Here is an 11,857-nt window from a genome sequence, read left to right on the forward strand (position 1 = left end):
TAATCTATGATATAATTAGACATAAACGGATATTGTAGATGCCCTATGCATTAGCCTGTGACAGTTCGATTAGTTTTGCAACGCAAATTGTGCTATCATTTAGGAAAATGTTTTAACTTTATTGAAATGACGCAGGGCATCACTTTGCTCATGAAAAAGTGTCATATTCTGAACCAACGAAAGTGAGGTAATCTTGTGCTGCTCGAACAGATTAATCAACCAAGTGATCTGAAGCGGCTTCCAGTCGGACAGTTACCTGCTCTGTCCAAAGAAATACGTCGTTTTCTAATTGAGAAGCTGTCTGAAACAGGCGGGCATTTAGCCCCTAATTTGGGAGTGGTCGAGCTAACAGTTGTCCTCCACTATCTATATAACAGTCCGAAAGATAAATTCCTGTTTGATGTGGGACACCAAGCTTATGTACACAAAATATTGACAGGTCGGAAAGATAAATTCGATACTCTGCGTCAACATAAAGGTCTGTGCGGCTTCGTCAAGCGTGCTGAAAGCGAGCACGATGTATGGGAAGCCGGCCACAGCAGTACATCGTTGTCCGCGGCAATGGGGATGGCACTATCGCGTGATCTTAAAGGCGAAGACAATAAGGTTATCGCTGTGATCGGTGATGGAGCGTTGACCGGGGGAATGGCGCTTGAGGCGTTGAACCATATCGGACATGAACAGAAGAAGCTGATGGTTGTCCTGAACGATAACGAGATGTCCATAGCGCCGAACGTAGGTGCGCTTCACAATTACTTAACCAAGATACGATCTGATCGAACGTATGTGAAGATGAAGGATGAATTGGAACAGTTCTTGAAGAAGATTCCGGCAATTGGCGGCAATCTGGCGAAGAAAGCTGAACGCCTAAAGGATGGACTGAAGTATCTGGTTGTATCCGGCATGTTGTTTGAAGAGTTTGGACTTACGTATCTCGGACCAGTGGACGGTCATGATATTCCCAAATTAATAGACGTGTTCGAACAAGCTGACCGCGTTGACGGCCCTGTGCTTGTACATGTGATTACGACAAAGGGCAAAGGATATTCTCCAGCTGAAGCTGACTCTCATAAATGGCATGGCATAACACCATATAAGATTGAATCAGGGCAGGTTCTCAAAGCAGTCGGCAACCCGATGTATACGGAAATATTCTCAAATGCGCTGATTGAACTAGCGCGTGAGGATGAGCGAATCGTTGCGGTTACTCCCGCGATGCCTGGCGGCTCCGGCTTGCTGAAGTTCGCGGAGCTGTTCCCGAACCGTATGATCGATGTCGGCATAGCCGAGCAGCATGCTGCTACGATGTGCGCATCTATGGCGCTAGAAGGCATGAAGCCTGTATTCGCGGTATATTCGACATTCTTGCAGCGCGCTTATGATTCGATTGTGCATGATATATGCCGTCAGAATGCGAATGTTATATTTGCGATCGACCGTGCAGGCTTTGTAGGTCCGGACGGGGAGACTCATCAAGGTATATACGATATCGCGTATATGCGTCATATTCCAAACATCGTGCTAATGATGCCGAAGGATGAGAATGAGCTGCGGAATATGATGAAGACAGCAGTCGATTATGATTGCGGTCCAATCGCAGTTCGTTATCCGCGAATCAATACCGTGGGAGTTCCTATCGATCCCGTGATGACACCAATACCTATCGGAACATGGGAAATGCTGCGACCTGGCGATAGCGCAGCTATCCTTGCGATTGGACCGATGGTTCAAGTCGCGGAAGAAGCGGCTGAGACGCTGAAGCGTGAAGGTATCTCCCTGCGTGTGATCAACGCTCGGTTTATGAAGCCGTTGGATGAAGCGATGCTGCTGCAGCTATCGAAAGAACGCTTGCCAATCTTCGTGCTGGAGGAAGCAGCCGCTAAAGGAAGCCTAGGAAGCGCTGTGTTGGAGTTCTATGCAGAGCATCATATTCATCATATGGCGATCACACTGCTTGGAATACCAGATTATTTCGTTGAGCACGGCAGCATCAAGGAGCAGCGTGAAGAAGTTGGATTAGTACCGGAACGCGTCGTAAATGAAGTGAAAACGATGCTGTTTGCACGCAATGACAATCGTATGTCGCGAGCACAATCCACATCGTAAGCAATATTGACAGAACGGAGTTCGGATATGTCTATACCAAAAGAACGCATAGATGTTCTGCTCGTAGAACAAGCTTTCTATGAAAGTCGAGAGAAGGCGAAGGCCGCGATAATGGCAGGGCTCGTCTATGCAGAGGGAGAGCGTATTGAGAAGCCTGGTATGAAGGTGCCTCGCTCAGTCCCGATCCATGTGAAGGGTGCTCCGCATCCGTATGTGGGCAGGGGCGGCCTGAAGCTTGAAAAAGCAATTACTGAATTCGGTATTGAGATGAAAGATGCGATCATGATGGATATTGGAGCGTCAACCGGAGGTTTCACAGATTGTGCGCTCCAAAATGGTGCACAGATGGTATACGCTATCGATGTTGGCTATAATCAATTAGACTGGTCCTTGCGCAATGATGAGCGAGTCCGGGTTATGGAACGCACCAATTTCCGTTATGTTGAGCCTGAGCATCTTGATGGACCTGCACCGAATGTCGCGACTATAGATGTTTCATTTATCTCGTTAAAGCTTATCCTGCCGCCGCTGAAGGCGCTGATCTCTCGTCCAGGACGTGTTGTGGGGCTCATTAAACCGCAATTTGAAGCTGGGCGAGACAAGGTTGGAAAGTCCGGTGTTGTGCGAGAGCCAGCAACTCATGAAGCCGTACTGCGCGACATACTGGACTTTGCCGCAACACTGGGCTTCACATTACAAGGACTCACATTCTCGCCAATTACCGGTGGCGAAGGCAATATTGAATTTTTAGCCCTATGGGAAGTGCCGGAAGTGGATGTTACAGCAGAGAGTACTATCGTATCACGAGATCGAATTGCAGATGTTGTGAAGGAAGCCAACAGTAAGTTCCGATCCGTGTAACAGAATACCGCTTCACACAGAAACTCATCCTATTAAGAATGTTCTAAAGGATGAGTTTCTTTTCACCGCCTATAAGTGCATAATTATACTAATGACTTCGATTAACTTGCATAACGCTTCCAGATCCATTCAATACCAGCAAATACCCTGGAAGGAAGTTGGTGTCTGATGTTAGGGGATAATTTAGTGCTCGCTTTGATTATTATCGCACTGATTGTATGGGCGGCTGCCGCTACTTACTATGCGCTGCATCGTCCGGAACCGCTGGAACAGCTTCATCTGACAGATCATTATGTACATGACGAAGAAGTAGATAGGTGGCTGGAAAGGGAAGGCTTTGAGATCATCGGAGGAAAGTATTATATTCCCTTGCATTTTCGCGTGGATACGGAAGAAGAACGCGTGTCTCGCTTATGGGTTGACTGTATGGTGACGCGGGATGAGGAATGGTATCCGGTACGAATTGTCCGTGAACGAATGGAGCTGGATTGGAGCGCGGCAGGATTGCGGAAGCTGTGGGCTGCTTATCGCATGGCACTTCCAGAATCTGATGGAATCGTAATTGTGAATCAGGCAGAACGCAGTGTAAGGGTTGTACGTATAGATATAGGTGAGCCTGAAACAGCGGCTGAATAGATCATTTAACATTGAAGTAATGATTTATACAATATAAATATCTCAATGGAGGGACCCCATGAAAGGTCAACGGCACATCAAGATACGAGAAATTATTATGAGCAATGAGATTGAAACGCAGGATGAGTTGGTCGATGCGCTCCGCAATGCGGGATATCACGTGACTCAAGCAACAGTATCGCGTGATATGAAGGAATTGCACTTGATCAAAGTACCTACGGACAGCGGTCGATATAAGTATTCTCTGCCGATTGATCAACGATTCAATCCGACACAGAAGCTGAAGCGAGCATTATTGGACGGCTTCGTCAGTATCGATCGCGCTGAGAATCTGGTTGTGATCAAATGTCTGCCAGGTACTGCTAACTCGATTGCGGTTAATATGGATTCCATCGAATGGCCTGAAATAATGGGGACAATCTGCGGTGATGACACGATTCTGATCGTAAGCCGCACGAACGAAACAGGGCAGAAGGTCGTCGATCAAGTATTGAACTATATTTCATAGGCTATACTTCGGGGGGGGGGGGAGTGCTGCAATGCTAGCAGCTTTGTCAATTCGTCATTTAGCAGTAATCGAATCGGTTCAATTGCGATTTCACAAAGGTTTTCATGTGTTGACAGGTGAGACAGGCGCGGGTAAATCGATCATTATCGATGCATTAAGTTTAGTCGCAGGGGGAAGAGGATCATCTGATTTCGTTCGCTATGGATGTGAAAAGGCGGAAGTGGAGGCTTCTTTCGATCTGCCGCAGGATCACCCGGTGTGGTCTGTTATTGAAGGGCTTGGAATTGCGGCATCTTCAGAGGAACTGCTCATCATTCGACGTGAGTTAACGGCTCAAGGGAAGAGCTCTTGTCGTATTAACGGGCAAATGGTGAATCTGACGATGCTGCGTGAAGTTGGCGATATGTTAATTAATATCCATGGACAGCACGAGCATCAATCGCTGCTGCGAGTAGACAAGCACTTGGATTGGCTGGATTCTTACGGCGGTGAGCCGCTGGCTGTGCTGAAACAGCAATACCAAGACCACTACAAGCAATTTGTGAGCGTCAAGAATGAATTGGAACAGCTGAAGCAAACGAGCCAGAAGGCATTTCAGATGCTGGATCTGTATCGTTTTCAGATTGAGGAATTAGAGGGCGCTAAGCTAAAGATTGGCGAAGATGAATGGTTAACTGAAGAAAAGCGCAAACTATCCAATGCGGAAAAGCTAATGGATCATGTCAGTGGTGCTTATGAGCTGTTATATGGACATGGTGCGATGGATGCCGTTACCGTTGCGGTTGATAAGCTGGAACAGATTGCAATGGTTGATCCTGAGCAATTTCAGCCGATTGTAGAGCAGCTGCAGACAGCCTTCTACTCCTTAGAAGATGCCGCGTTCCAATTGCGTGATTACCGAGAGCAGATCGAATTCAATCCAGAACGCCTGGAGGAAATCGAAGATCGGCTTGACTTTATTCATTCATTGAAGCGTAAATATGGTTCGACCATTGAAGACATGCTGGAGCATCTCAAGCGAATCAAGAACGAAGCCGACAATCTGGAGCACAAAGATGAACGGATCGGGAAGCTGGAACGTGAAGTGGAGGTTCGCCTTCAAGAGGCCGTGCATCAAGCTCAATTGTTAAGCGATTGCCGTAAAGAACTGGCTGCTGAGCTAATTATGAAGATCGAGAGTGAATTGAAACATTTACATATGGAAAGAACCCGTCTTGGCATTCGCATGGAACGGATCCAAGATTCGCAAGGGGTAGAGGTTGACGGTTCATTCATCAGACTGACCAAGAATGGTTGGGATGATGTTGAATTCCTGATCTCAGCTAACCCTGGCGAACCTTTACGACCGCTCCACAAGATTGCTTCAGGCGGAGAATTGTCGCGTATCATGCTTGCGCTGAAGACGATATTTGCGCAGGTTGACCGTATTCCTGTACTTATATTTGATGAAGTGGACACTGGCGTCAGCGGAAGAGCTGCTCAAGCCATTGCAGAGAAGCTGTCAGAGGTTGCGCTCAGCGGGCAAGTGTTTGCGATTACCCATCTGCCGCAGGTCGCGTGTATGGCGGATCATCAATATTACATAGAGAAATCTGTCGTGGAGGAACGAACTTCCACTCAGGTGACGGAATTGAGCGAGGAAGGGCGAGTTCAAGAACTGGCTCGAATGCTGGGCGGAGTGGAAGTAACGGAAAAGACTATCTACCACGCACAAGAAATGCTCAAGCTGGCGGAACGGCAAAAAGGCGCGTAAAATCAAGGGTTCTAGGAATCATTTTCACTCATAAAAGACAGGGGTCAGGGTTAACTTAATGTTACGATTGAGGGGGGCAACCCTTCAGCGTTAAGCTTGTCAACAAAGGAGTGAGGACACCTTTGAACCCCAACTTGAAACGGCTGTTAGGTCTTGTACTCGTTATTATGATTTGTATTGGCTGTACAACAGCTCCTTTTCGCACTTATGCCGCTTTGCCAACCCAACTGCGCATTCTTGAGGGGCAGCAGAAACAGCTTAATCTGGTAATGCCGGTTATGGCGAAGGCAACTGTAGATCGACCGGACATCTTGCAGGTCAACGGAATTCAATCCGCTTCTGTTAATGTACCGTTGAATCAACCGATCTCCTTGTCATCCTCCCAGTCGGGACAGGCTGAACTGAAGCTTAAGCTGTTTAATCGCATACCTCTAAAGACATTTAAAGTCAATGTGGTTCCTGACTTGCGCGTAATTCCAGGGGGCCAGACGATTGGAGTTAAGGTTAAATCAGCCGGTATACTAGTTGTTGGTCACCATCTCGTTCAGGTGTCATCAGAACGTAAGCTGTCGCCTGGAGAGCAGGCTGGCATTATGCGTGGCGATCTTATTGTTCGCATAAATGGTGAACGCATTCAAGACATAAGCAAAGTTGCTGATGTCGTCCGTGAAGCGGGAGAGAAGAAGAAACCGTTGGATATTGTGATTAAGCGTGGTTCTAGCGAGCTGAATACGAAGCTTGAGCCAGCGTATGATACGGATGACAAGGCGTGGAGGCTAGGCCTGTATATCCGTGATTCCGCTGCTGGGGTAGGAACCCTGACTTTCTATGCCCCTGATCAAGGTGTATTCGGCGCGCTTGGACATGTCATTACGGATATGGATACCCAGACTCCAATTGTGGTTGGAACAGGAGAAATTGTACAATCCAATGTAACTTCGATCTCGAAGAGTCAGAATGGTGAACCAGGAGAGAAGAGAGCTCATTTCTTGAAGGAAAGCCGAGTGCTGGGCAATGTTGAGCGGAATACGCCATTTGGCATATTTGGCAAGATGGTAGCTAATCCTGAACACAGCTTGTTCAAGGAACCGATTCCGATCGGTTTCAATGAAGAGGTACAAGAGGGTCCGGCTGAAATGTTGACTGTCGTGAATGGTCAAGAGGTAGAACGCTTCCAGATTGAGATTGTGCATGTAACTAAGCAAAGCTCTCCAGCAACCAAGGGTATGGTGATTAAGATAACCGATCCGCGATTGCTGCAGAAGACAGGCGGAATCGTTCAGGGCATGTCCGGAAGTCCGATCATACAGAACAATAAATTAATTGGTGCCGTAACTCACGTTTTCGTTAACAATCCGAGCTCTGGCTATGGCTGCTTTATCGAATGGATGCTGCAGGATGCTGGTGTGGTCTTATCAGAATCGCAATGGAATCAAGGAAAGGTTCACGACAAGCGCGTGAACCTTTCGGTTTAATAAGAGTGAATGTCGAATTGGGACGAACAAGAATGAAATCTGTTGAATGATGTGCAAATTTATTATTATAAAATAAATTCTCGAAAAAGAAAAGAAAAATTAAATTCGACAGGAGGAATTTCATTGCAAATGTCGAATTACTTGATCTAAGGAAGAAATAAACAAAACACAGCATAGTGATAACATATCAGATATGATACTTGGGTCAAGGGAGGAACTTTAGTGCAAAAGATTGAGGTATTGTTAGCGGATGACAACCGAGAATTTACGAACTTGTTAGCAGGTTTTTTGTCTGAACAAGAAGATATGGTCGTTACTGGTGTCGCCTATAACGGTGAAGAAGTGCTGCAGTATTTCGATCAGTCGAGAACGGTGCCGGACGTCCTTATTCTCGATATTATTATGCCGCATCTTGATGGTCTTGGTGTGTTGGAACGTCTCCGCCAGATGGAATTGCCTGTGCAGCCTAAGATCATTATGCTGACTGCGTTCGGTCAAGAGAGCATCACACAGCGTGCGGTGCAGCTTGGAGCGTCATACTACATACTGAAGCCTTTTGATATGGATGTGTTGGTTAGCCGTATTCGTCAGCTTGTCGGTTCTGGATCGATTCAAACGACTGGTTCAAGCTCTGCTGCGAGCTCCTTTATTACAAGCTCCGTACACAAGAACAATGTAGTTCCTATGGCCAAGAGCAAGAACCTGGATGCGAATATAACGACGATAATCCATGAAATCGGGGTACCTGCCCATATAAAGGGTTACCAGTATTTGCGTGAAGCGATTACGATGGTGTACAACAACATCGAGATTCTTGGCTCGATCACGAAGACGCTGTATCCGGCGATTGCTGAGAAGTACAAGACGACGCCATCCCGCGTCGAACGCGCTATTCGCCACGCGATTGAAGTCGCTTGGACACGCGGCAACATCGACAGCATCAGCCGTCTGTTCGGTTATACGATCAATATCAGCAAGTCGAAACCGACAAACAGCGAGTTCATCGCGATGGTTGCGGATAAGCTGAGAATTGAGCATAAAGTGTCGTAGAGGCATCTATGTATCATATCAACTAATACCGTTATTTATTGGGTGTAAAAATCCGATGAAGGGCGGTATTTTTTATGACTGAAATAGAATTTCAATTAATGATTTTATGCTTTATTGTTCATCAAAAAATCTTTCGCGTAAGACATTATGCCAAGCAATGATGCCAGCACTGCGCATACTAAATTATCTTTGATCAAAAAAGTCAATCGTTTTTTTGGCATGTGTGGCGACCTCAAGAAGTACCAATGTTTTACAGTATTCATTCTTGATCTCTCCTTCCATCATTTCTAGGTCATCCTCTAAATAGTCCACTACGTTTACATCATGAAACCAATCCCCTGGTTCTGCTTCAGGCTGATTGACATTTTTCCAGGCAAACTCTAGTTTAGGGCTGTAAATTCTACTCGCTCCTTTGCGAAGCCGGCACGATTTTAACCTTAATGGAAGAGTAATTCCAGGTACACCTTCATTTACATCATTGAATAAATGCGGCCAATAATCTTTTCTTGATCCGGTATGCGGATGACATTTCGCCCAATGCAGGGCCTGTTTATGAAAATCCATATTTTTAAATAAAACGGCATACAGCCTCTTTCCAAATATAATACGCTCTGATAGAGACTGGAATTGTTGAAGAATCTGCCCCTTTAGATTGTTGCCTTCCGAAGGAAAAACAATTTGATTAATTGGCAGCCAGTTCTGAAGTTGAAATTCGATTTTGTTGAATATTTCTTTTTGATAATGGGGATTTTGAACGACCCTTTGTTCCAGGTAGCTTTGTTCATTGATGACTAACGCTATACAAAGAATATACGCATCTCGAACTCTCCAAAAATAGTTCCAAACCGTTTCCATAAACATGGAAACGCCTAGTTGAGGGAGTAGATAAAACATGGGTCTATTTTGCTTTAAACTCTCACTGTAAAGCAGAAATTGCGGGTATATATCTTGGAAAATCAGCCAGTTACCGCGTTCTAAAAAATGAAAAAATGATTCCTGCTCTTTGCGTGAGAGCAGTTTGGTTAGAAACTCTCCCCTGAGATCGGTCATATTCCATCCACCGTTCCTTGATACCATATGTCCTAAAAATGCCCAGTGGATTTCAGGATGTCGAAGATAAAACTCAAGATAGGCCTTTGTTCGGGTCACATTATTTAGGTTGTGCTCCTGGGTCATCCGACTAATTTTATTCAAAAGCTCTTGCTCTGAAAAAGTTAGCTTATTCGAGACGGAAGGGGAGTGTTTCAGTTTTTTCTTTAATTCCTTGCGAATCGTTTCAAGTGGTGTTATTTGGCGTTTTCTTGTAGAAAAGATATTAACACCCTCCTTCAGGGGGAGAAGTTCAAAGAATTGAGCTTACAAGAACAGTCTATTTTGCTAATAAGGAGCTTTGCCATGAAGACCTTGTACAGAGCAACTAAAAAACAAGATGTGTGTAACATCAAGTTACTGTATTCCATGATCAAGGGAGAAGCGAGATTCATTTTTCTGCTTATTATCTTATACTCGGTTGTAACCGGTATATTGCCAGCAATAACACTTAAAGTAGAACAAAAAATTATATTCCTTCTTAATCAAAACGGTCATTTTAATAACTTACAAGGGACGCTTCTTCAAATCATCTATTTCGTATGTGCTTTGTTCAGCATTAAAGTCATACTCGAACTAGCAAACTATATTATAGGCGTAATACTATGCACCTATTTCTATCAATAATTAAACGAATAGAGTCGTAAGTTCGTCCACACCAAACCTATCAGTTATGAACATACTAGTAATACATTGGCGAGTTGGTAGAGAGGTCCTGTTCGATATATTCCGTTTATTTTAATGATCGCCGCGAAGTCATAGATCTTTCTCAAGAGGTCGCCAGTGATCATAACAGAAGTAGGAGGTATTCATCTTGGAGGACAAATGCAAATATAAATACCGCAAGCTGAAGGCTAGGATAGTGGAGGTCGAAGTACAGCTTCAGCAGCAAGCCCAGCTCCAAGCCCAAATGCAATCACAAATACTAACCCAAACTCTAAATCAATCTCAAGCACAGACCCAAACCCAGAATCAATCTCAAGCACAAACACAGACTCAAAATCATTCAACAGCTCAAGAAACAGCACAAGCTCAGAATGATACAGACACGATATCGAATGTGGGCAATCCAAGTTTAAACAACATCGGTAATCCGGTAGTAACCGTCAACGTGGGCGGTTATGGATCTGATAATCTGGTAGTAGCATCTGCATTTAGAGCAGTAGGTGTTGCGAATCAACCCGTACCAGCTAACACGAATGTAAAGGTTCTATTCCCGGAAGAACAATTTGATCTGGCTAATGAATATAATCCTGTTACTTCTACCTTTACTCCAAGGCATAATGGTGTTTATCTGATTAGTGGTACCGTATCGTTTAACCCTAACAATCATGCGGTAAATTATAGGGTTCTAGTCGCAATTAGAGTTAACGGTGATCCTTATGTTGCTGCTGACAACGATTTCTTTGGACCATCCAACAATAATAACGTGGTCAATGTGTCAACTATTCTGAATCTCAAAGCAGGGGATCATGTAGATATTATCGTTAACAGCGGTATTGCTGGTGAGGTAGCACCTAATATACCTGGAGTAACTTCTACACACTTTGAAGGAGCAAGATTCCCTTCGCCAAGAACTTAATGCTAACAGATTTCTTTTGAATAAATAAGTGTTGCAAATTAGTCAATAAATCAAGAAGCCGCAGGGTTATCCTGCGGCTTCTTGGTTCGAGGCTTCATCCCCACTCTCAATAAGGATGAATTCGTCTCTACTTATGAGCTATATGATTATCATACCAACCTTAAGCCATGAACACAAATTTCACCCTTGAGTTCTTTTACCATTGTGTAGTAACTGCTCCCAGGCGGGTAATCCTTAATTTCGCCTACAACCATGTATTGGTGCATTTCATAAAATGTTCGTGCTTGAAATTCGTAAGTTGTGAGCAATGCCTTTGTTGCACCTTTCTCCACAGCAAGGGCTTCTATTTTATCGAGTAAGAGGCTGCCAAGCCGGTTACCACGATAGTCTTCTTTGAGCCAAAAATCGTGAATTTCTAACCAGTTCCAATAGACTTCGGCAGAAATGCCGCCAATCCATGTCTTGTCTTTATCCAAGACGATGATGTTGATTGGTTGGACAGCCCCTTCTTTGCGTGCTTCACGGTGGTAAATTGATTTTTCATTGTTGAATTCCCTGATCTTTTGTTTCAGGAAAACTGAAAACGCTTCGTTCTGTTCTAAAGACACATCAAAAGAATAGTTCATGTTAGAAGTCTCCTTAATTAACGGTTTTGTTTATGTGTGTATTCAAAGTAAGTGCTTTATTTAGTCAGTTTACCAGATGATACATTGCTAAGAACTTACAACCATTTACCCCTAAGATTTATTGTGCTAAACTTTGTGAAGGAGAGAACATATCAGATCTGAAAGGGATGT

The 11,857-nt window shown here is 44.5% G+C and carries 10 protein-coding genes; 8 read left to right on the plus strand and 2 right to left on the minus strand.

Translation table 11 applies throughout. The features are described 5' to 3' along the window. The first annotated feature begins 195 nt into the window (after window positions 1-195). From dxs to spo0A, 7 genes are all read left to right on the plus strand, one after another. Window positions 196-2,106 carry a 1-deoxy-D-xylulose-5-phosphate synthase gene (gene dxs, locus ACXX53_RS16660; RefSeq protein ID WP_458569789.1) on the plus strand — a complete coding sequence of 637 codons (1,911 nt, stop codon included), beginning with the start codon at window positions 196-198 and terminating at the stop codon, window positions 2,104-2,106. A 27-nt stretch (window positions 2,107-2,133) separates the two neighbouring features. Then, window positions 2,134-2,967 carry a TlyA family RNA methyltransferase gene (locus ACXX53_RS16665; protein WP_458569790.1) on the plus strand — a complete coding sequence of 278 codons (834 nt, stop codon included), beginning with the start codon at window positions 2,134-2,136 and terminating at the stop codon, window positions 2,965-2,967. Between the two features lie 186 nt (window positions 2,968-3,153). Beyond that, window positions 3,154-3,603, plus strand: a complete 450-nt coding sequence (locus ACXX53_RS16670; protein WP_458569791.1) for a DNA-binding protein — start codon at window positions 3,154-3,156, stop codon at window positions 3,601-3,603. Window positions 3,604-3,661: 58 nt separating this feature from the next. Next, window positions 3,662-4,111 (plus strand): transcriptional regulator AhrC/ArgR, encoded by a 450-nt coding sequence (gene ahrC, locus ACXX53_RS16675; RefSeq protein ID WP_458569792.1) that lies wholly within the window; start codon window positions 3,662-3,664, stop codon window positions 4,109-4,111. A 31-nt stretch (window positions 4,112-4,142) separates the two neighbouring features. Next, window positions 4,143-5,864, plus strand: coding sequence for a DNA repair protein RecN (gene recN / locus ACXX53_RS16680; protein WP_458569793.1), 1,722 nt, complete (start codon window positions 4,143-4,145; stop codon window positions 5,862-5,864). A 122-nt stretch (window positions 5,865-5,986) separates the two neighbouring features. After that, the gene (gene spoIVB, locus ACXX53_RS16685; protein ID WP_458569794.1) at window positions 5,987-7,339 is read left to right on the plus strand and encodes a SpoIVB peptidase; all 1,353 of its coding nucleotides are present in this window, start codon (window positions 5,987-5,989) and stop codon (window positions 7,337-7,339) included. A 222-nt stretch (window positions 7,340-7,561) separates the two neighbouring features. Next, a complete protein-coding gene (gene spo0A, locus ACXX53_RS16690) occupies window positions 7,562-8,389 on the plus strand; it encodes a sporulation transcription factor Spo0A (protein WP_458569795.1) in 828 nt (275 codons plus the stop codon). Between the two features lie 183 nt (window positions 8,390-8,572). On the opposite strand, the gene ACXX53_RS16695 is transcribed toward spo0A, so the two are convergent. Then, window positions 8,573-9,703, minus strand: coding sequence for a DUF2515 family protein (locus ACXX53_RS16695; RefSeq protein ID WP_458569836.1), 1,131 nt, complete (start codon window positions 9,701-9,703; stop codon window positions 8,573-8,575). Window positions 9,704-10,562: 859 nt separating this feature from the next. Between ACXX53_RS16695 and ACXX53_RS16700 the strand changes: the two genes are divergently transcribed. Continuing rightward, window positions 10,563-11,060 (plus strand): C1q-like domain-containing protein, encoded by a 498-nt coding sequence (locus ACXX53_RS16700; RefSeq protein ID WP_458569837.1) that lies wholly within the window; start codon window positions 10,563-10,565, stop codon window positions 11,058-11,060. A gap of 149 nt (window positions 11,061-11,209) precedes the next feature. Here the strand turns inward: ACXX53_RS16700 and ACXX53_RS16705 are convergent, their stop codons facing one another. After that, window positions 11,210-11,686, minus strand: coding sequence for a GNAT family N-acetyltransferase (locus ACXX53_RS16705; RefSeq protein WP_458569796.1), 477 nt, complete (start codon window positions 11,684-11,686; stop codon window positions 11,210-11,212). Window positions 11,687-11,857 lie beyond the last annotated feature (171 nt).

The organism is Paenibacillus marinisediminis, from assembly GCF_054343325.1.